We start from the raw sequence: 21,836 nt of genomic DNA on the forward strand, positions 1-21,836 counted from the left end.
CCGCCAGGTACTATGCAAATAAGTGTGTAAGTACTACGTTCAATCACTCACCGATAAAGCCCAATAATGTATCCAACCGTACAAGAGTGCGACGCAAGTAAAGCTGCGGTATAAACTACTGCCCGGCCAATAAGGCTTTTAAGCGCAGCGCTTATTATCTTTACAGCATGAACAAAATTATATTGGTTACAGGTGCTACTTCGGGTTTTGGGAAAGCCATTGCTGAGCAATTTGCCGCCAATGGCTGGGATTGTATTATTACCGGCCGCAGGGCAGAGAAATTAACGGCCCTTAGCGAACAACTGGTGCTTAATTATGGTGTTAAAGTATTGCCACTGGTGTTTGATGTGCAGGACAGACATGCAGTTTTTGCCGCGTTAACTAGCCTTCCCACCGAATGGAAGCAGATAGATGTATTGGTGAATAATGCCGGACTTGCATTGGGCCGCGATAATTTTGAAACCGCATCCATTGACGATTGGGATACCATGATTGATACCAATGTGAAGGGCTTGCTATATGTATCGAAAGCTGTACTGCCCTATTTTACCGCACACAATAAGGGGCATATTATTAATATTGGTTCTACGGCTGCCAAAGAGGTTTATGCCAATGGCAATGTATACTGCGCCACCAAATCGGCCGTGGAAGCCATTAGCAAAGCACAACGTATTGACCTGTTGCCACATCGTATAAAAGTAACTGCCATACACCCCGGCGCAGTGGATACCGAATTTTCGCTGGTGAGGTTTAAAGGCGATGCTGCCAAAGCAAAAGCAGTGTATGATGGTTACCAGCCCTTGGTAGCGGAGGATATTGCTGCTACTGTTTTTTATTGCGCCAATTTACCCGAACATGTATGTATTAACGACCTGGTAATTACCTGTACAGCGCAGGCTAATTCGCTTACTACTTTTAAAGGATAAAACCACTAATTAGCATGCAGGTGCTGTGTTGGCGGGGTGGCCATACGGTTCTCGTAACCGGGTGGTGCAAAACGGGGATCTTGTATTAAAACAGAATCGGTTAGGGTGTACATAAAAGCGCTTAGCTGTCCAATTTCAAAATTGGACAATGGTATGCCATGTAACAGCAAAGAATCGGTAGTGGGGCCCTTTACTACTGCCGTGCGATAAAAATTAAGCACACTTAACAAAGAAACAAAACGGCCATCGTGGCCATAGGGAAAACTTAGCTGCACATTGCGTAATGTGGGTACTTTAAACAATAAAGAATCTTTTGCATTGCCGGTAATCTTCATACGGCCAATATCCTGTAAATAATCATCCATTGGCAGCCCGGCATTACGATAGCTTAGATCGGTAAATAAGGGCGGTGTATGGCAGCTGATACATTTTTGCTGAAACATATTATACCCCAGCCGCTGTGGCAGGTTAAAACTGTCTTCCCCACGCATTACCCTATCATATTTACTATTGGCACTTACCATCATTACTACAAACTGGCTTAATGCTTTGGTTAGTCGTTGGGTATTGATGATTTCATCGCCAAAAGCGGCTTTAAACATGCGGCGGTAGGCGGTATCGGCTTTTAATTTGGCCAGCACATTGTCAAGGGTTTCGGCCATTTCGTTGGGGGCGGTAATGGGTGCCAGTGGTTGCAGGTCTAAATGATTGATGCCACCATCCCACATAAACTCTTTTTGCCAGGCCATATTTACCAATGTAGGGGCATTGCGTTTGGTAAAAGTATAATTATAGCCATGGCTTAGGTTATGATCGTAGGTGGTAAATGCGGCAAATTGCTGGTGGCAGGCTGCGCAGGAAAAATTACCATCCTTGCTTAAGCGGCCATCGTAAAACAGTTTTCGCCCAAGTTGAAACCCTTCCTGGGTTAAAGGGTTTTGTTTAAAATTATATACCGGTTTGGGCCAGCCTTTTGGCACTACAAATGCCAGCGGATGAGTTTGTGGTACCGCTGTAAATTTTACCCAGCTTACACTGCATAAACCGGCCAGTAAAATAAATAATATGGTATAGGCTAATTTCAAGGGTTGGGTATAATGCTAAACATGTGCTGGTAATTATCCGCCATTTGAACAGCCAGTGGGCCAGGTTCATGACAAATGGGATGTTGTGCAATTTGCAAAGGCTGCAGGGCAATAAACCATTGCAGTATGTTTACCTGAATTGTAATGGTACCATTGTTTTTTATAACCATTGGCTGGGGCAAGTTTAATACAACCGTTCTTACCGTTTGCTGCTGTGGTTTATAGCCACCAACATGATAACTAAATGCATGTTGGGGCGTTTTGGCTACAGGGGCATTGCCTTCCAGTTTGGCCATGATATAGCCGGAGTTCCATGTCCAGAACATGCCTTTTGCCGGGTCCAGTGCACCTGTTTGTACACCACTTACATTCTTTACACTATCCACCCCCACCATAAATTGTATGGACTGGATCGTGTTGAGTGTGGTAGGTAACTGCAATTGTTTGGAATTACTATCGGCTTCGTTGATTAGGAAGTAATCATTGGCGTATTGCTGTTCACCATCGCCTTTTAATACCAAATTGGAGATATAATATTTAAACCCGCTGATAGTAAATGATTCGCCGGCCGCATTGGTGTAAAAGCTATCTGGTTGTAATGGTGTATTTCCAACTGTATGTACCCATTGTATGGTGCAGGAATGCCCTGAAGGCTGCTGTGCATGCACAATTGTTATCTGCAAAATTAGCAGTACAACCAAACAGCCAACATATTTGAAACAATACCTCATGATGGGTACAAATATATTTGATTGTAGGCTGATATTATAGGACTGTTTATTTAGGCATTTGCTAATTGGCTGTTAACTAAAAGCTAAGGGCTAACAGCTAAAAGCCCTATGACGAATAGCATTACTACAGTACAAGTGTGCGACGCAAGCAAAGCTACATCTGGCTCTCCTGCCCGGCCCATCCATTATTTAAACATCACCGTTTTACCTGTTTTGGCCGATTCCCTTGCGGCATCTAAAATTTTTACTACCATCATATTGGTTTTTAAAGCATACACACCATTTTCGGGCACTTCAATTTTCTTTCTTATCACATCTGCCAGGTATGCAAAAGGATCGGTATAAACGGGCACATCCGCAGCACTCACCTGTATGGTTTGTTCGGGTACAGATTCTTTATTCCTAATGCGCATGGTATTATTGTTTACGGTTATGGCATAGCCTTTTTGACCGTACACTTCCATATCTTTCCGTCCAAAGGGCCAGTTCCACGAAGCCTGAATAATGCATTGTGCCGCCGGATAGGTAAGAACAATGGTGGCTTCATCGTCTACTTTGGGATAAATAAGCGGCTTATACTGTTGGGTGATAGCCGTTACAGAAATGGGCGCTTCGCCCTTCATTAAATAGGTAATTAAATTGGCGCCATAGCAACCAAAATCTACCAATGCTCCCCCGCCATTTTGCACAGGATCTGTTAACCAGTTAAAAAACTCGTTGGATACCCCAATTTCTTTGGGGCCCTGGTGACCATCATGAATAATCACTTTGGTAATATTGCCCATATAATTGCTGTCGTTAACCAGCTGATAGGTTTTTACCGTGGAGGGATACCAGGAAGTTTCGAAATTGGTGAGCAGGAATATATGGTTTTGCTGTGCCAGTTGCTGCATCCTCAAGGCATCGGCGTAATTGGTAGACAATGGTTTTTCTACCATTACATGTATACCACGCGGCGCACAGGCTTCTACTACTGCGGTATGCTGATAAATAGAGCCAAATGCAGCTACGGCCTCTGGTTTAACTGCCTCCAGCATGGTGGCTAAATCGGTAAAAAATAGTGAGGCCGGCAAGTGGTATTTGGTAGCATAACTTTGTGCCAATGCTGTGTTGGGTTCGTAAATGCCTACCAGAGAAATATCGGTTTTATCCTTGCGCTCAAAAATCCATACGGCATGGCCATGGGTAAGTCCGGCAATGGCTAAACGTACCGGCGCAGTTGATTGTGCGTTTGCCATAAATAGTGCCGCATTACACAAAATAGTTAGCAGCAGACAGTAAAGATATTTTTTCATTAAAGCATGTTTTAGCAATCGAAATAAAAATGGTGACTATCTGTTTTTAAAGATACATCTTTATTGGCCCGGCAATAAAATAAGCAGCAGCTTTACTTGCGTCGCACACTTGTACCGTAGCATTGGATGGAGCTTTTAAAGGCAAAGAAGATGAAGAAAGGGTTGGGAACAAAGCTTCATCTGGCAAATCTTAGTGAAAACTATTTTCCAATAATCTATAGAAAGCCAAAAAATGTTGTTTGTTCGTTTCTTTAATTAGCGGCTGTATGGATTGTTTCATTGTATTGAGGCAGTTTTTTTCCTTGCCTTCACAATTAATAGCTATTTCACCTGCAATTATTTTAGCCCAATTGGTTAAAAAAGATTTATCAATTATTGGGTTGCCTGAATATAAAAACGCAATTAAATCATTAGGTTTTTTTTGAAAAAATTCATTGCCGGAATAACCTATCGCTTCTGATAATGCGCCATCTGAACTGAAAGCCATTTTTGAAACCAAATAAATATAAAATGGCCTTGTGCTATTGTTCTTTGTAAAAAGGCTATCAATAATTGACAATGTTTTTTCGTCGTCCTTTGCTTTAAACTTCTTATTATAAAAATCTTTTGCCGCAGTTGATACTTGTTGATTATCCAAATATAATTGTATGTTAACAAGTGCCTGACCATTAGCATTACTACAACATAATAAAAAGATAAAAATGAATATTTTCATAATGTACAAAATAAATCTAAACTATGAAGCGACAATACGTTTAAGGACTGGTTTAGCGCTTATCAAATTACTCTTTTGTATTTAAATTTTTTGCCTTGGTTTAAAAGTAATTGGTTGCTGATAAAGTTGCTGCCCATAGCACGGAACGTACAAGTGAGTGACACAACAGCAGATGACACTAGAGAAAGAGCCGACTAACAATAAAAATCCCCGCTACCATTATGGCAACGGGGATTTTTGCATTATGAATTTAATTACAAATGGCTTAATACCTGCTCGCCCATGGCATCGGTGCCCAATATCATTTCGGGGGCAGTGGTGGCATCGGCTATATCACGGGTGCGATAACCAGCTTTTAATACCTGGTCTACTGCATGAATAACCAGTTCTGATTCTGCCTTCATACCAAAGGAAATATCGAGCAATAATGCGGCTGATAAAATAGAAGCCAGCGGATTGGCTACGCCCTTACCGGTAATATCATGCGCAGAACCATGAATAGGCTCGTACACACCGGTACCATCGCCAATGGAAGCAGAAGCAAGCATACCCATTGAACCGGCAATTTGCGAAGCTTCATCGGTAAGAATATCGCCAAACAAGTTGGCAGTAACTACCACATCAAAGCGACAAGGGTCTTTAATTAACAGCATGGCGGTAGCATCCACAAACTGGTATTCAACTTCCACATCAGGATATTCCAAGGCCAGCTTTTGAATTTCTTCTCTCCATAAACGACTGGTTTCTAAAACATTGGCCTTATCTACTGAACATAATTTTTTACGTCTTGTACGGGCAGCATCAAAGGCTTTTCGGCCAATGCGCTCTACTTCAAAACGGCTGTATTCTGCCACATCGTAAGCAGTGTCGCCATTGTTTTTACGGCCTTTATCGCCAAAATAAATATCACCGGTTAATTCGCGGAAGAACAGAATATCTGCACCTCTAAGAATTTCTGGCTTAATGCTGGATGCCGCCAATAATTCATCAAATAATTTTATGGGGCGCAGGTTGGCATACAGGCCCAACTCCTTACGCATTTTTAATAAACCTTGCTCTGGACGCACTTTGGCAGAGGGATCGTTATCGTATTTAGGATGACCTACTGCACCAAACAAAACAGCATCAGAGGCTTTCATTTTTGCCAAAGACTCTTCAGGCAATGGATTACCGGTAGCTTCTATGGCCACATGACCAATTAAAGCTTCATCGTACGTAAACTCGTGACCAAATTTTGCAGCCACTTTATCTAACACTTTTTTACCTACTGCTGTAACTTCCTGGCCAATACCATCGCCGGGAACAATAAGAATTTTTTTGTTTGCCATATATGTTGTTTGTTGAAGCAAGACCCATTAGCAAAAAGCAAGTGGTCTTATAAACTATAATTGAAAATACTTACTTAAAAATATCGGCCACTGGCTAAATTATATTCAGCATTTTTTGGGTGGCTATAATTGCTGAAACAGTTTGGTCACTATCAAGACCTCTTGTTTTAAACTCTTTCCCTTCCTTACTCCAGGTTATAATGGTTTCGCATAAAGCGTCAGATTTACCACCCGGCGGAATACGCACTGCATAATCAGTTAGTTGTGGCAGGCATATTTTTTTATCGGCATAAACTTTTTTCAGGGCATTCATAAATGCATCGTATTGTCCATCGCCCTGTGCATGTTCTTCAAATACTTCGCCATCAATTTTAATACGCAGGGTTACCGAAGGCCTTAAATCTTTAGAATGCGTTAGTACATAATTTTCTACGGTTACATTCTCCTCAACTGCACTATAGCTATCCAATACATCAGAAATGATATAAGGTAAGTCAGCCTGCGTAACCACTTCTTTTCTATCGCCCAGTTCAATAATACGCTGGGTAACTTTTTTAAGATCTGCATCAGATAATTGAATACCCAGTTCGTTCAGGTTATTTTCTATATTGGCTTTGCCGCTGGTTTTACCCAGTGCATATTTACGCTGGCGGCCAAAACGTTCGGGCATTAAATCGTTATAATACAGGTTGTTTTTCTTATCTCCATCGGCATGTATGCCGGCGGTTTGGGTAAATACATTTTCGCCAACCACGGGTTTGTTGGCAGGTATCATAAAGCCTGAAAAGTTTTCAACCAGCTTGCTTACCTTATACAACGATTGCTCTTTTACTGAAGTGGTTACATTTTTTACATAATCATTCAACACGGCAATGGCGCTGGCAAGTGGTGCATTTCCGGCTCTTTCACCCATGCCGTTTACCGTTAGGTGCAAACCGTGGGCACCTGCTTTTACCGCTTCCAGCACATTTGCGGTACCCAAATCATAATCGTTATGGGCATGAAAATCAAAATGAATACCGGGGTAGCGGTCTACCAGTTCCTTTACATAATTAAATGCTTCTTCGGGTATTAGTACGCCCAATGTATCGGGTAATAAAATTCTTTTAACGGGTTGTGTTACCAAAAAATCCAGGTATTGCAATACATACTCTTTTGAGTTGCGCATACCATTGCTCCAGTCTTCCAGATACACATTGGTATCTATTCCATTTTTTAGGGCCAAAGCAATTACGGCACCTACTTCTTCAAAATGCTGTTCCGGGGTTTTCTTTAACTGATGGGTTAAATGGTTTAAAGAACCCTTGGTTAACAGGTTCATTACTTTGGCACCTGCTTCCAGCATCCAGTTAACTGAGGTTTCGCCATCCACAAAAGTGAGCACTTCTACCCTGCCAATAAAACCGTTATTATTGGCCCATTCAGTAATTTTTTTAACGGCTTCAAATTCGCCTTCCGAAACACGGGCTGAGGCAATTTCAATTCTGTCTACCTGTACTTCGGTAAGTAATAATTGCGCAATCGTTAATTTTTCTGATGCGGAGAAGGATACACCACTGGTTTGTTCACCATCCCTTAAAGTGGTATCCATTATTTCTAAATGCCTTGAAGAAGTTGCCATCGTTAGTTGTGTAACCATTATTTACTGTTATTGGATGGTTACCGGTTAATTTCCTTATTGAAAAATAATATAGCTATTGTTGTACTTAGCTGTTGTTGTATTACTGGTCTTTGTTGTGTCACTCACTTGTACTTTCTCATTTATGGCAGCATTCATTTTTTTTGTATTGCTGCTATACCTACTGCAGTACAAGAGTGCGACGCAAGTAAAGAGTAGAACAGTACAAAAGCCGGGTAAAAAACCGGCCTTTGTATAAATGTGCCTTTAAATAAGTCTTGCTCCTGAAAAATTTCTAATTTCTTCTCTCATGGCCTGCAGATAATCTATATCATCAAAACCATTTAACATGTTGTGTTTTTTGTATCCGTTTATATCAAAAGATTCCTGTTCGCCGCTGGCATCAATGGTAATGGTTTGGGCTGGAAGATCAACTGTTAATGATGCATTTGAATTTGCTTCTATAGCAGTAAAAATTTTATCAAGAAAAGCTGGTGAAACGGTTACTGGTAGTATGCCAATATTTAATGCATTGCCTTTAAATATATCAGCAAAAAAACTGGAAACCACGCAACGGAAACCATAATCGTAAATAGCCCATGCCGCATGTTCGCGGCTGCTGCCACTGCCAAAGTTTTTACCAGCCACTAAAATTTTACCAGTATAAATTGAATTGTTTAATACAAAATCCTGTTTGGGACTATCATCGTTATTATACCGCCAGTCTCTGAAAAGATTGTCGCCAAAACCTTTACGCTCGGTTGCTTTTAAAAAACGAGCGGGAATAATTTGATCGGTATCTACATTCTCTATTGGTAATGGTACTGCTGTACTTTGTAATACGGTAAATTTATCGTAAGCCATATGATGAAACTTTATGCTGTAAGCCTGCGCCTGCAGCTTTTATTAAATTGAAATAGTGAATAAAATGCGTTTATGCTTCCAGTAATTCTCTTGGGTCGGTTACATAACCTGTAACTGCTGCTGCGGCTGCCACTAATGGGCTTGCCAGTAAAGTGCGGCTACCCGGGCCCTGGCGACCTTCAAAGTTTCTGTTACTGGTACTAACTGCATATTTACCTGCGGGAATTTTATCATCGTTCATCGCTAAACAGGCAGAACAACCTGGCTGACGTAACAAGAATCCAGCTTCTGTAAGAATATCCAGAATACCTTCTTCTTTAATTTGAGCTTCAACAATATGTGAACCGGGAACAATCCATGCCGTAATATGATCAGCTTTTTTACGTCCTTTTATAATAGACGCAAATGCCCTGAAGTCTTCAATACGTCCATTGGTACAACTACCAATAAATACATAATCAACCTTTTTGCCTATCATAGGTTCATCTTCGCCAAAACCCATATAGGATAATGATTTGGCATAAGTAGATGCACCACCTTCCACATCGGCTGCTTTGGGAATGCTTTTAGATATACCGATGCCCATACCGGGGTTGGTACCATAAGTAATCATGGGTTCAATATCGGCTGCATTAAAATGATATTCCAGATCGAAAGTAGCACCTTCATCTGTTTTCAATGTTTTCCAGTACGCAAGTGCTTTATCCCAAGCTTCGCCTTTTGGTGCTTTTTCACGGCCTTTAATATAATTGAAAGTAGTGTCGTCTGGGGCAATCATACCACCACGGGCACCCATTTCTATACTCATATTACACACTGTCATACGGCCTTCCATGCTCATGTTTTCAAATACATCGCCGGCATATTCTACAAAATAACCGGTTGCACCACTTGCAGAGATTTGAGCAATAATATATAGAATAACATCTTTAGGTGTAACGGCTTTACTTAGCTGGCCATTTACATTGATGCGCATTTTTTTGGCTTTGGGCTGCATAATACATTGTGAAGAAAGTACCATTTCAACTTCTGAAGTACCAATACCAAAGGCGATAGCACCAAAAGCACCATGGGTAGAAGTGTGTGAATCGCCGCACACAATGGTCATGCCTGGTAGCGTGATACCATTTTCGGGGCCTACTACGTGAACAATACCATTTTTAGGATTACCTAAACCCCAGTGTGAAATACCATATTTGGCAGAATTACTTTCTAAGGCTTTTAATTGTTTTGAAGATAACGGATCTTCAACCGGAAGATGCTGATTAATGGTAGGTGTGTTATGGTCGGCAGTGGCAAAAGTATGTTCCGGAAAAAGCACAGAAAGATTACGGCTTTCCAAACCCAAAAAAGCCACCGGACTTGTTACTTCATGAATAAAATGACGGTCGATAAAAAACACATCCGGACCATCTTCAATTTTGCGTACCACGTGTGCATCCCACACTTTATCAAACAATGTACTTACAGCATTACTCATTCTTCAATTGTTTAAAATATTATTTAACAGAATTCTAAAAGGCGATTGCAAATTTCCTAAAAAATTCACTAATAATAAGCTTCACTTAATAATTATTTAAAATAATTTCCCAAATGAAAATGCTTGTTTTTTGAAGCGAGGGATGTGACGGCTAATTAGCTGTTTTGCGAAATTTTGAATTTATAATAGACTGATATTCATATACATATAATACGTATATCAGAAAAAATATTGATAAGCGTTTATTGTTTTTAAGGTTTTATGGCAATGTTTATTAACAAAACAACTGGCAGCAATCAATAATTTTACCACAAAATTTCATACTTACAATTGATAGTTAGCGCTTTATGTAAAATTGCAGTCATTTACAAGACACATAAAAGTGTGTTGCTTGGATTGAATTTATAGTAATAAAAAAGCAGCATAGCATTGTTGCCGCACAAGAGTGCGACGCAAGTAAAGCCTCCTATTTAATCAGTTGCTGACACAACAATTGACCTTAAAAATCTACTACCATTTTTTAAAATAAGCCGGATTTTAAACATAACTTCCGCCTCTGAAAAAAAGCATATGAACAGTAAACTAATTTTGGTTCTTTTATTCTTAGGAGGGATTGTAATAATGGCATTTAAAGCTGATACCGGTGGCAAGAAGAAAGTAGTTTTTTTTGGCGATTCAATTACTCAGGCCGGCGTACAGCCCAAAGGTTATATAACTGTTTTGGCGAATATGCTTAGCAATGATCATATTACCAATTATGATTTGGTGGGTGCTGGTATTGGTGGTAATAAAATATATGATTTGTACTTAAGAATGGAAGATGATGTTATTAGTAAATCGCCTGATATTGTGGTGGTATATGTTGGCGTAAACGATGTATGGCATAAGAAAACCTCTGGTACCGGAACCGACGCAGACAAATTTGAAAAATTTTACCGCGCTTTAATTGCGAAATTACAGGCTGCCGGCGCAAAAGTAATTGTTTGTACACCCGCCACTATTGGTGAAAAAAACGACAACAGTAATGAACTTGACGGCGATTTAAATAAATACAGCAATATCATTCGCAGCATGGCGGCTGATTTGCATATTCCGCTTGTTGACCTGCGGAAAGCGTTTTCAGATTATGAAGTAGCTAATAACAGCGCAAATACAGATAAGGGAATACTTACCAGCGATGGTGTACACCTGAACGATAAAGGCAACGAAATGGTAGCCAAATTAATGTGGGAAACCATCAAAACCGTTCAATAAAATTAATCATCCAGTTCTTTAATCAATACATCCAGCTGTTGTATATGGTTGCCATACAGCTTTTTAAGGTACCAGCGGGTAAAATAGTACATACCTATACAAAGGCCAATGATATATACCAGTAAAAAGGCAATAACCCATGGCAGTTTACTCATAGTAATCACCAACGGTTCATTGGCTGATGGGTTATATAATGTAGCATCGTTATAGCCCAACAGGAAGGATACGCCCAGGCTTATAGGTATTAAGGCCATGGTAAGTTGAAAATACCTTTTTACAAATTCTTTTAAAATACCAGCCATTTGCTGCAGGTTTACCTTAACAGGCAAAATACTGCCAGTAAGCTTATTTATTTTTTTAAGCAGCGCAAAGAGTACTACTATAAACAGTACAAAAACAAAGGCAAAAATACCAAAGTACATACGAATGGAAGGGTATTTGGTTTGTATACTTATAATAGCAAAAGCGACTAAAAAAGTAATGCAAAAACCAATTTCTATCCATAAACTTCTTTTAAGTTTACCGGTTATGGATTTTGTTTTTTTACCCAGCATTTGGCTAAAATCCAGTTCAGATTTTACCACCTGCATCAGGGGCTGTTTATCCTTCCATAATATTTTTAGTTCATCCAATTCCATTAGAACAATATTTATGTAAACTGGTAATGTTTTTTACTTTCTTCTTTCAATTTTACTTTTAACCGGTTCATTTTAACGGCTACATTATTAGCGCTTATTCCCAGCATTTGTCCAATTTCATCATAGCTGTAATCTTCCAGATATAGCATCACCAGGGCCTTATCTATTTTAGAAAGTGTTGCAATGGCTTTGTACATGGCCTGCATTTGTTCCTCTATATCACTTTTCTCCTCTACAAAATCTGGCAGTATTTCGGTGCTAAAAACCTGTGGCTGACGTTTTTCCTTGCGGTAAAATGAAATTGCAGTATTCAAAGCCACACGGTACAGCCATGTAGAAAACTTTGCCTCCCCCCTAAAACTATCAAATGCATGCCATGCCTGCAGGGTCACCTCCTGAAAAAGGTCTTCCCTTTCAGCCACATCGTTCATATACAGGTTACAAACCTTATGAATAATGTTCTGATGCGTATTTAAAAGGTTGATAAAAGTACTGGCCTCAGGCATTAAAAGCTTTTAAACAAAAGATAGTAGAAATCTACTTTATTAAAAAATTCTGTTTATCAGTAGCGTAAAAACAATAAATATTACAAAACAATTTATTTTTTATGTAGGCGGCATTTGAATATGCAGGTGGCTTTACTTGCCACGCTCGGTTCGGGGTTCTGTTTTCATGGCATCAAAAAAAGCATAGGGTATTGGGCATAAAAAAACAGCACCTATAAGATGCTGTTTTGGGGTAATAAATATTTATAGTATAACAATCAACGCATAAATAATGCCTGGTAAGAAAAAGAATAATGTAAGTAATAAATCCAACCAAAACTTGCCATTTATGGCATTTTCGTGTAAATACACTGCCAATGGTGGCAATAGAATGGCTAAAATTACCAGTAAAAGGGTATTCTCACTTGTATCAGCATTCCCGGCTTTCTTATCTTTTTTATACTGCTTCATTTGCTTTTTTGCATCGGCAAGTCTTTCCTTTTTATCTTGTTTAGATAAAGACTTAAACTCACTCAGGGCATTGTCAGCAGCAGCCTGGTCGGTTGTAACGGTGGTAGCAGGTTGTTCATCAGGTACAACATTATCCAGCGTTATTGCAAACGTAGCTGGCACAAAAAGCAAGATGGCCATTAAACCCAATACAATCGATTTAAGTTGATTTCTTTTCATAGATAAAATTTAAAATTGTGGTGAATAGAAAGCAAAGTAAACAAATATTAACAAGTACATTTCTTATCAGTAAATTATGTAAATAAAATACTTTAATGTTTAACCAGCCTGTAAATGATTGTACTTTCTTTTAAAATAAATGGCGCCAATGACAGTACCAATTATTCCTATTACAGTTATTATCATTACGGCATCAGTAAAAAATGCTGTCCACGATAATGTAACGCCAATAAACTCTTTTAAAAACAAAACAAATGCACTACCCAAATAACCAAAAGCATCAGCTATATACATAATAAAACCCACATTACTTTTTATACGATAGGTGGCAATCATACGCTCAAAATACAAAGCATTAAAGGGTACATAAGCCAGGTATAATCCGGTGCCAATACTGGTAATCCATATAACAGGATTTACGAGCTGATACATAAATAAAACAGTTACAATTAAGGCCAGGGCATAACCTGCAATTATAATCACATGGTTAATCATAAAAGCCCTGATATTATTTTTTACCAGGACCAGGCAGCTCATAATTGCCAGCACGATTAACGATACATAGGTTTCTGATACGGTAAAAATAGCAGCATTGTTGCCATAGCCAAGTTCTGTCCATAATTCATTGGCAAAATTATCCCTGAAATCCCGCAAAATGGTAAGCAAAACATAAGTAATAACAATGATAACAATACCCGGCAAAAAAGTACTGATAAAAGATCGTCGTTCTTCTTTGGTCATGGGTTTACGTACACTGCGCAGGGCAATATCTTTTTCATCTGGCGGTGGTATATGGTTTAGTAACCAGGTAAATAAAAACATTGGTAATACAAAAAAACCGCCAGCCAAAAAAGGCATCCAGAATTCGCTAACATGCCAGTTTAGCAAAATGCTTTTACCCACCGTTTTTACAACTCCTGAGGAGAATATAAAACTGATTGAAAGCACTGCTCCCATAAATTCGGTGGCTTTGCGCCCTTCTAAAAACCCAAATACCAAACCCCAAACCATGCCTAATGGAAACCCATTTAATAATAAAAACACAATACTATATGGCGCCGGTGTTATAGCAAATAACAGCAAGGATAACCAGGCCAACAAAATCAGTTTTACAATGGTATTGGCTCTTTTTTCGGGTTGCATGCCGCTGATAAAACGGATACCATAAAACTTACTTAGCATATAGCCTATTAACTGTGCTGAAACCAGCCATATTTTATAGTCGAACCCCAGAAATTGAATACCATCGAAAGTACCAACCGTAAAGGGTTTACGAAAAGCATACATGGAAAAATACACACCAAATGAAGTAACTGCGGCAAACAAGGATAAAGCCCATGGCGGGAATTGCTGCAACTTACGTTGTAATACGGCTGAGGTATACATAAAAGTATAGTAGTAATGTTAGTAGCGTGAATGTAGCTAAATTTTATATGGACAGTATAATAAAGATGTCTTTTGAATTGTTTAAAACCCTTTTGCTGGACATTGACCAGAACCCTGCAGTGTGCGACGCAAGTAAAGCCCAATTCTTAATCAACAGCCTGGTACAAAATCGCCTTTTAGGTAATACTAACCACTTCGCTTTTGGGAACGTGCCAGCGCACATTGCTGCAACCATTCATCACTAAAGGGATCAATAACACCAAATCTTTCCAAATTAAATGCACTTATATCAAAAGGACTTTGTTTGCCGGCAACCAGCTCAGCCAGCGCCAATCCCACACCGCCGGCGGTTGAAATACCTGCGCCTACGCAGCCTGCCGCCGCAAACAGTTGTTCAACACCGGGTACTTTACCTATGCTTAAATTATTATCGGGTGTATAGCCCGAAAAGCCTGCGATATAATGCTTTAAACCAATATCGTAAATGCCGGGAAAAAATTTGGCCAGCTGGTGCATTACTGCTGCAAGATCTGCCATCCCACCATCGGCACTAAAAGAATAATTGCTAATATCATCTGGAATTTTATCAGGGGAAACTACCAGCGATTGTGGCTCCCTAATACCAAATAACAAACTGCCTCCTTCGGGCCGGGCATATGCCTGCGCATCGGGTAACAGCGCAATGGGTTGGGTTACCGGAAACAAGTTATGCCTTTCGGTAATCCAATATTGGCTACGTACGGGTGCCAACGGCAAACCTACCCCCACCTGCTTGCCCAATAGCGGCGACCAGGTACCCGTAGCAATAACCACAGCATCGGCATAAAAATTACCGGCACTTGTGCTTACACCTGTAACAATATTTTGTTGTTGAATTAAACCGGTAACCGCCACCCCTTGCCGAATATTGGCGCCTTGCATTTTAGCACAACGCGCAAAGAATGTACCCAGCAGGTAGGGGTCGCAATAACTTTCTGTAGGCATAAAACCCGTAGCCAGTACTTCATCAGTTTGCAGCCAGGGAAGTTTTTGTTTGGCAGTATTGTTATCAATGTATTCAGCTGTATCACCAAATTCTGCAGCAATTTGCATCAACTGCTTCAAATCGTTTACCGAGTTTTCGGAGGCAGCAATATGTAATACGCCTGTTTGTTTTATATCCAGGCTTTCCTGTAATTGTTTTTCCATAGCAGCAATTGCTGCGTAGGTTTCTAATGAAAGTGGTATAAAATGCTGTTTGCTGCGTATACGGGTAAGTAAGGCCGCAGCCCTGCTGGTAGCAGCATTGCAAATTTCATTGCGCTCTAACACTAACACTTTACGGCCGGGATTATTCCGGGTATAATAATAGGCAATAGCGCAACCAAATATACCACCGCCAACAATAATTACATCTGCCTGTTGAGCTGTTGTCATACCGCTTATTATTTTGCCGACAATTCTTTTATGGCTTCCAGTAATGCCTTAACATCATCAGGATAAATCTGGCCAATATTGCCAATCCTGAATGCATCTGTCTTACTCAGCTTACCGGGGTAAATCACAAATCCCCTGTCATTTAACTGATTGTAAAAATCTGCAAAATTAAAAGAAGGGTCTGCAGGATATAAAAATGATGTAATAATATGCCCTTGAATTTCCGGTTGCAGGTATTGAATATATCCTAAAGCGGCCATCCCTTCATCCAGCACTTTTTTATTGGTTTTATACCTGGCTTCCCTTGCAGCAATGCCTCCCTCCTCTTCCAATTCCCTCATGGCTTGCCTGAAAGCAAGTATGCTTAAAGTGGGCGGCGTAAACCTAAACTGTCCATTGGTTTCCAATCCATACCATTGGTCATAAAGGTCAAGACTTAAGCTTCTGGCCTGCCCCTTGCATTTGTTCAGTTCTGCGCTTTTACATAAAGCAAAAGAAAAACCGGGTACCCCTTCAATACACTTATTTGATGATGAAACAAGATAATCAATCTGCATGGCTTTCATATCCATTTCCACACCGCCAAAACTACTCATAGCATCCACAATAAATACTTTGTTAAGCGTTTTACACACATGGCCTATGGCTGTTATCGGGTTAAATAATCCAGTTGTTGTTTCGCTATGTATACAGGCAACATGTGTAATCTCTTTATGTTCCTGCAAAAAGGCATCTGTGGCTGCAGCTGTAACTATTTCATCCTCATCAAAACGTAAAACATGGTGTATAATTCCATGAATATTGGCCATTTTCACAATACGTTCTCCGTATGCTCCATTCACTAATATAAGCAATACATCATTTTTACCAACGGCACTGCTAATTACGCTTTCTACGCCAAATGTGCCAGAACCCTGTACAATTACACACTCGTAGCCATCCTCTTTACTCACATGCGCCAGGGCAAGTAAACCATTGCGAATATCTTTCACCGCCTGTACAAAAACGTGGTCTCTAGATCCTACATCTTCCAGCATAGCCTGCTTAACAGTATCAGAAGTGGTAAGCGGACCAGGGGTAAACAATAATTTTCTCATATGTCAAGGTATTCTAATAATTAATTAAATTTTTGTAGCCAAACTAGTGCCCAAAGCCAGTCATTACTTGCGTCGCACACTTGTACTGTAGTAATGCTATTCAGCTGTAAACAGCCATAACACTTAAATTTATTCTGCCAATTTGCATGAATAACAAAAAGAAAACTTAGTAAAACAAGTATAGATTCAGCTTATATAAAAAGCTAATTCTCATTACCAGGGCATAGAAAATGTTTTTACAAAAGTGAAACATTTCATGGCTTCAATTACGCCTTCCTTCACTCCAAGCCCTGAATCCTTTATGCCACCAAATGGAGAGCTTTCAATACGATAACCCGGTACTTCATTAATATTTACCGTACCCACTTTAAGCTCTTTTATAAAGCGAATGGCGTTTTGCATATTGTTGGTAATAATACCGCTTGATAAGCCATATGCGGTAGAATTACTTAAAGCAATGGCATCATCAATATCAGTAAAGCTAAGTATGGGTGCTAATGGACCAAATGATTCCTGCATCACCATGTCTGCATGGCGAGGCACATCAGTAATTACAGTTGGTTGCATTAGTGCCCCTATACGTTTTCCACCCAGTACAACTTTGGCACCCTGTTCAACAGCTTTGTTTACTACAGTCTCCAAATAAATTGCCGATGCCTCATCAATTACAGTACCTACAACTGTTGCCGGATCAGCGGGATCACCACAGAGATAACTCTTTGATTTTTCTACAAATTTTTCAATAAAAGCGTCTTTTATTTTTTCGTGTACCAATATGCGCTTAACGGCAGTACAACGCTGACCACTATTACGGTAAGCGCCTTCAGCTGCGAGGTGAACGGCAGTATCCAGATCAGCATCCTCCAGAATAATAACCGGATCGTTACCTCCTAATTCCAGAATCACTTTTTTATAACCCGCGGTTGTTGCAATTCTTTTACCAACTGGTACACTACCGGTAAAAGAAACAATTTCTACCCTTGGGTCTTTCACCAACGGCTCTGCAATTTCACTGGTTGGGCCCAGTAAAGTACTTAGCATGTAAGGTGGCAACCCAGCTTCATATAATAATTCTGTAAACTTAATCGCTGTAAGGGGCGTTTTCTCGGATGGTTTTAAAATTACCGGTGTACCAACTGCAATTGCCGGAGCAATTTTATGTGCCACCTGATTTAACGGATGGTTAAATGGTGTGATGCATAAGGCAAGCGATAATGGTTCCCGCATAGTAAATATTTTGCGGGCTTTACCTTGTGGAGAAATATCGCAGGAATAAATATCTCCATCATCTTTTAAGCTCTCCATTGCTGCAAACATCAGCACATCATGTGCCCTGCCTGTTTCATAAATGGCTTCTCTTATTGCTAAACCAGATTCGGCACTTATAATTTTTGCAAACTCATCTTTACGCTCCACAAGCAGCTGTCTTGCCTTATCCAGAATACTAAATCTATCGTACCTGCTTAGTTTTTTACCACCTTGTAATGCTGCTTCAATTGCCTGTTGTGCATGTGCAGCATTGGCCAAAACTACAGTTCCTACCACACGGTTATCATAAGGGCTTTTTACTTCCAGTATTTTCTCTGAAACCACTTTTACCCCTGCCACATAACAATTGGTTTCTAATACCGGCAAACCATTTCCCAAGGAAGGGAATTGTGTTGTTATTGTTGTTTCACTCATAGCATTAGATTTTAATTGGTTCCATTAACAGTAAAATCAAAAATGTCGAAATTACGTGGATCGCCAGCCGCCTTCATTCTATAGGCTGCATTTAAGGGATGAGAAATAATCATTGGAACCATTTCTTCATACCTGCCGCCATGAGATCGCAAAGTACCATCCAGTGCAGATAGATCATGGTATTGAGGTTTTCTACCTACTACTACATCTCTGCCTGATAAAACCACTAAATCCCCAATTCGATCTTCCGGCTGTTCCAGTACACGAACCGCAGTAGCCCTGTCGTAAACTTCTGTTATACCCGGTTGAATGGTTAACCAGTTTTTGATTTCATTTATTTTAGAGGTGTCTGGCACATGCACAACTACATAAGAACCCAAAGCACCATGGTGTTTTACATAAGGATCTGTAATAGGACATATTACCCTGAAGCCTTCTCCAAATTGTGCTTCCAGCATATCTTCTACAAAAAGCACATTGGGTGTACCATCCTGTTTTACTTTGGCGTTCATACCATGATCGGCAGTGGCACCTACAACAGCACCCAAAGCAATCATTTTACCAATTTCTGCATCCATTGCTTCGTAAAAAGCCAATGATTCTTCGGCTTCAGGTGCATAGGTATGCTGCATATAATCTGTAAGCGACAGGTATAGAAAATCGGCCATTCCTTGTTCAATTAGGGCAACACCGGCACGCAGTACAAAAAGGCTGGCATCCGCACTATAAATGGCAGGTGTGGGAAACCCAATCACTTCTTCGGCATTTTCGATACCATGGGTTTCTATTTTTGCCAGGTTGGCCTTTTCTGCAGAAAAAGCAATTCCGTTTAATTTGAACGATAAAATATCTCTTAGTTTTTCCTTAGCTGTAACCACCCCAACCTTACGACCTGCATTGGCAGCAGCAGCTAATAAAGTTTCGGCACGTAAATATTCTGATGAGTTCATCATTACTTCCTGATCGATGGCGGCATTATAAAAAAAGTTGCCGCTAATACCATGAACGGCTGGTGAAACGCCCGTTACGATAGAAGAATTATTAACATTGGTAAAAGAAGGTAATGCACCGCGTACCATGCCGCGATACCCATTCACTGTCATTGCTTTTAGATTTGGCATCCGGTTATGGGCCGAGGTAATATCCAGGTATTCATCTGCAGAACCATCAATACAAATAACCACAATTGGTTTAGCTGCGGGCTGATAGGTTTTTCCATTTACCGAAAAAGCATTCGTTGAAATAGTCATGTGTATATATTTATTATTAGAACTGTTTTAATTTTAATCATTTGAATAATTACTGGTCATTCAAATAGGAATTTATTAGTTTATTAAAATGTTGCAAGGGTAAAATTTCAGCATTGGCATCTTTGGCCATTTCATCCCATAGTCTTACCCGAATAATATCATCAAAAAAAGGATGTTGTTTAAAAATGAATATTTCTTCTTCGGACATGGGGCCACCCTGAAAAATTAGTGTTTGCTTACTGGCCGGCGAAAGTCTTGCTGCATACTCATTATCTGTTGCAACAAGGTATCTTTTGGCATCTACATGTTTGCTTACCATAGTGCAGATGCGTTCTGAAAATCCGTTTTGCTTTAAATACTCTGCCCCTATCGCTTCATGATTTAACACTCCAAAAGTTCCCATAGCTTCGGTTTGCTGTATGTGTTTTAGGAGATGGCCAATATCATGCAGAAAGGCGCCAAGTATAAGTTCCATATCTGCGCCTTCACTCATAGCCTGCATGGCACATTGTACCATATGCGAGGTTTGTGAAACGGGCTCACCATCATAATCTTCGCTGCCATATTGCCCAAACAACTGCATTATTTCAGCGGCAATGATACTGTTATTAATTTGCGATTTATTCATGAGTGCCCTTACTGTTTGAAAATTGAAAAAATGGGGGCAGCAACAGGATGGGCAGGAGTAAAATTAAAACCTAATAAAGCAGCAAATGTTGCAGCCAACTGCCTTTGTTGCAAAGGCGTACTGTTTTTTGCTTCTCCGGCTGCCTTGGTATCTGGCCCAATAGCTGCAATCCATATTTGATCAGCATCAGGAATTTCTTCACCATGGGAAGTCCATTGTGCTTTTATCTTATCTCCACGACCATGATCGCAAGTGATGAGTAAAGTGGTTTTATCCTTGTATTCGGGCATAGATTGTATGATATTCCAAATATCCGCTATCATGGCATCTTCAGCATGAGCACTTTTGATGTATTGATCGTAAATACCCGCATGGGCCATATCATCTGTTTCATCGAAAGCGATATACAACACTTTTGGTTTGTATGCCTTAAAATATTCACGTGCTGCGAAATAGGTAATTACATCAGGGCGAACACCAATGGGCCTTGTGGTTAGAAACTGCATATCATTAATCAACTGCAATTGCTTGTTTGGGAAATTAATGGTATCAACATCGGCGTTAACATATATGCCACTGCGCCATTTATTAAGTATATAAGGAAATACATCCCAGGTAGTAAATGCAGCTACCTTATCTGAATAGCCTTTTTGTTTATTGATGAATTCAAGAACGTTTTCGTTTTTGTTTTTTATTTTATCGTTTGAGTTAACAGCCGTATCAGGATATCCGGTAAAAATTTCGTTGTATCCGGGATAGGAAAACTTGTACGGGTTAGCTACATTAACATTACTACCCTGATTTCTGTTACCATATAGCTGACCATGACTGGCAATTGTTTTCCAGAAAAAGGGAAATAATTTTTGTCTGCGTTCTTCGGCTGTGGAAGCCCAAAAACTGGTGGCCATTTCTGCAGAATCCTGCGTAAATTTTTTATTGCTCATGATGGCAGGATCTACCCCGCCAAATACTTCCTGCCAGCGCATACCATCTAATGTAACGATGACCAGGTTTTCTGTTTTACGGTCTTGTGCTAATAATACGAAACAAGAAAAACAGGTTAATATTGAAGTAATTATATATTTCATGCCAGTTGTTTTGCTATGAGATTTTCACAGGTTAATAAGATCGCAGGCATCTTTTAATACTGCTTTGCTAATGCTTTTGCTGCATAGTATTGGTACAGTACAAGTGAGTGACACAAGGAACGATGCCAATTGATTAATAAGCTGACTAAAAAAGAATTGAAACGGTATAACATGAAAAA

20 protein-coding genes are annotated in these 21,836 nt (G+C 39.8%); 2 read left to right on the forward strand and 18 right to left on the reverse strand.

The genetic code is table 11. From position 1 onward, the window contains the following. The first annotated feature begins 167 nt into the window (after positions 1-167). A complete protein-coding gene (locus GD597_RS09005; RefSeq protein WP_171607520.1) occupies positions 168-926 on the forward strand; it encodes an SDR family NAD(P)-dependent oxidoreductase in 759 nt (252 codons plus the stop codon). Positions 927-931: 5 nt separating this feature from the next. Here GD597_RS09005 and GD597_RS09010 read toward each other — a convergent pair whose 3' ends face one another. The 8 genes from GD597_RS09010 to leuC all read right to left on the reverse strand — a co-directional run bounded on the left by GD597_RS09010 (position 932) and on the right by leuC (position 10,042). Next, entirely contained in the window at positions 932-2,011 is a 1,080-nt protein-coding gene (locus GD597_RS09010) for a cytochrome-c peroxidase (protein ID WP_171607521.1), read from the reverse strand. After that, positions 2,008-2,742: an MbnP family protein gene (locus GD597_RS09015; RefSeq protein WP_171607522.1), complete on the reverse strand. Its 735-nt coding sequence runs from the start codon at positions 2,740-2,742 to the stop codon at positions 2,008-2,010. The genes GD597_RS09010 and GD597_RS09015 overlap by 4 nt, the downstream gene beginning before the upstream one ends. 185 nt (positions 2,743-2,927) lie before the next feature. Further along, positions 2,928-4,037: a Gfo/Idh/MocA family protein gene (locus GD597_RS09020; RefSeq protein WP_171607523.1), complete on the reverse strand. Its 1,110-nt coding sequence runs from the start codon at positions 4,035-4,037 to the stop codon at positions 2,928-2,930. Positions 4,038-4,227: 190 nt separating this feature from the next. Beyond that, complete coding sequence (locus GD597_RS09025) at positions 4,228-4,752, reverse strand: hypothetical protein (RefSeq protein WP_171607524.1); 525 nt, start codon at positions 4,750-4,752, stop codon at positions 4,228-4,230. A gap of 254 nt (positions 4,753-5,006) precedes the next feature. Next, positions 5,007-6,080 carry a 3-isopropylmalate dehydrogenase gene (gene leuB, locus GD597_RS09030; RefSeq protein ID WP_171607525.1) on the reverse strand — a complete coding sequence of 358 codons (1,074 nt, stop codon included), beginning with the start codon at positions 6,078-6,080 and terminating at the stop codon, positions 5,007-5,009. A gap of 94 nt (positions 6,081-6,174) precedes the next feature. After that, complete coding sequence (locus tag GD597_RS09035; RefSeq protein ID WP_235954245.1) at positions 6,175-7,719, reverse strand: alpha-isopropylmalate synthase regulatory domain-containing protein; 1,545 nt, start codon at positions 7,717-7,719, stop codon at positions 6,175-6,177. A gap of 246 nt (positions 7,720-7,965) precedes the next feature. Next, a complete protein-coding gene (gene leuD, locus GD597_RS09040; protein WP_171607526.1) occupies positions 7,966-8,562 on the reverse strand; it encodes a 3-isopropylmalate dehydratase small subunit in 597 nt (198 codons plus the stop codon). Between the two features lie 70 nt (positions 8,563-8,632). Then, the gene (leuC, locus tag GD597_RS09045) at positions 8,633-10,042 is read right to left on the reverse strand and encodes a 3-isopropylmalate dehydratase large subunit (protein WP_171607527.1); all 1,410 of its coding nucleotides are present in this window, start codon (positions 10,040-10,042) and stop codon (positions 8,633-8,635) included. 570 nt (positions 10,043-10,612) lie between these two features. Here leuC and GD597_RS09050 point away from each other — a divergent pair. Beyond that, positions 10,613-11,296 (forward strand): SGNH/GDSL hydrolase family protein, encoded by a 684-nt coding sequence (locus GD597_RS09050; protein WP_171607528.1) that lies wholly within the window; start codon positions 10,613-10,615, stop codon positions 11,294-11,296. A 2-nt stretch (positions 11,297-11,298) separates the two neighbouring features. Here the strand turns inward: GD597_RS09050 and GD597_RS09055 are convergent, their stop codons facing one another. The 10 genes from GD597_RS09055 to GD597_RS09100 form a co-directional block, all read right to left on the reverse strand. Next, the gene (locus GD597_RS09055) at positions 11,299-11,934 is read right to left on the reverse strand and encodes a hypothetical protein (protein ID WP_171607529.1); all 636 of its coding nucleotides are present in this window, start codon (positions 11,932-11,934) and stop codon (positions 11,299-11,301) included. A gap of 11 nt (positions 11,935-11,945) precedes the next feature. After that, on the reverse strand, positions 11,946-12,440 hold the full coding sequence (locus GD597_RS09060) for an RNA polymerase sigma factor (RefSeq protein WP_171607530.1): 495 nt from the start codon (positions 12,438-12,440) through the stop codon (positions 11,946-11,948). Between the two features lie 243 nt (positions 12,441-12,683). Further along, the gene (locus tag GD597_RS21965; protein WP_235954246.1) at positions 12,684-13,109 is read right to left on the reverse strand and encodes a YqaE/Pmp3 family membrane protein; all 426 of its coding nucleotides are present in this window, start codon (positions 13,107-13,109) and stop codon (positions 12,684-12,686) included. Positions 13,110-13,208: 99 nt separating this feature from the next. Next, on the reverse strand, positions 13,209-14,495 hold the full coding sequence (locus GD597_RS09070) for a DUF5690 family protein (protein ID WP_171607531.1): 1,287 nt from the start codon (positions 14,493-14,495) through the stop codon (positions 13,209-13,211). 186 nt (positions 14,496-14,681) lie between these two features. Further along, complete coding sequence (locus tag GD597_RS09075) at positions 14,682-15,911, reverse strand: NAD(P)/FAD-dependent oxidoreductase (RefSeq protein ID WP_171607532.1); 1,230 nt, start codon at positions 15,909-15,911, stop codon at positions 14,682-14,684. Between the two features lie 8 nt (positions 15,912-15,919). Next, positions 15,920-17,008, reverse strand: a complete 1,089-nt coding sequence (locus GD597_RS09080; RefSeq protein WP_171607533.1) for a 2-aminoethylphosphonate--pyruvate transaminase — start codon at positions 17,006-17,008, stop codon at positions 15,920-15,922. Between the two features lie 213 nt (positions 17,009-17,221). Continuing rightward, the gene (phnY, locus tag GD597_RS09085) at positions 17,222-18,691 is read right to left on the reverse strand and encodes a phosphonoacetaldehyde dehydrogenase (protein WP_171607534.1); all 1,470 of its coding nucleotides are present in this window, start codon (positions 18,689-18,691) and stop codon (positions 17,222-17,224) included. An 11-nt stretch (positions 18,692-18,702) separates the two neighbouring features. Next, the gene (gene phnA, locus GD597_RS09090; protein ID WP_171607535.1) at positions 18,703-19,941 is read right to left on the reverse strand and encodes a phosphonoacetate hydrolase; all 1,239 of its coding nucleotides are present in this window, start codon (positions 19,939-19,941) and stop codon (positions 18,703-18,705) included. A 49-nt stretch (positions 19,942-19,990) separates the two neighbouring features. After that, positions 19,991-20,569, reverse strand: coding sequence for an HD domain-containing protein (locus tag GD597_RS09095; RefSeq protein ID WP_171607536.1), 579 nt, complete (start codon positions 20,567-20,569; stop codon positions 19,991-19,993). Positions 20,570-20,577: 8 nt separating this feature from the next. Next, a complete protein-coding gene (locus tag GD597_RS09100) occupies positions 20,578-21,657 on the reverse strand; it encodes an alkaline phosphatase family protein (RefSeq protein WP_171607537.1) in 1,080 nt (359 codons plus the stop codon). Positions 21,658-21,836 lie beyond the last annotated feature (179 nt).

This window comes from Limnovirga soli (assembly GCF_013106755.1).
Classification (GTDB): domain Bacteria; phylum Bacteroidota; class Bacteroidia; order Chitinophagales; family Chitinophagaceae; genus Limnovirga; species Limnovirga soli.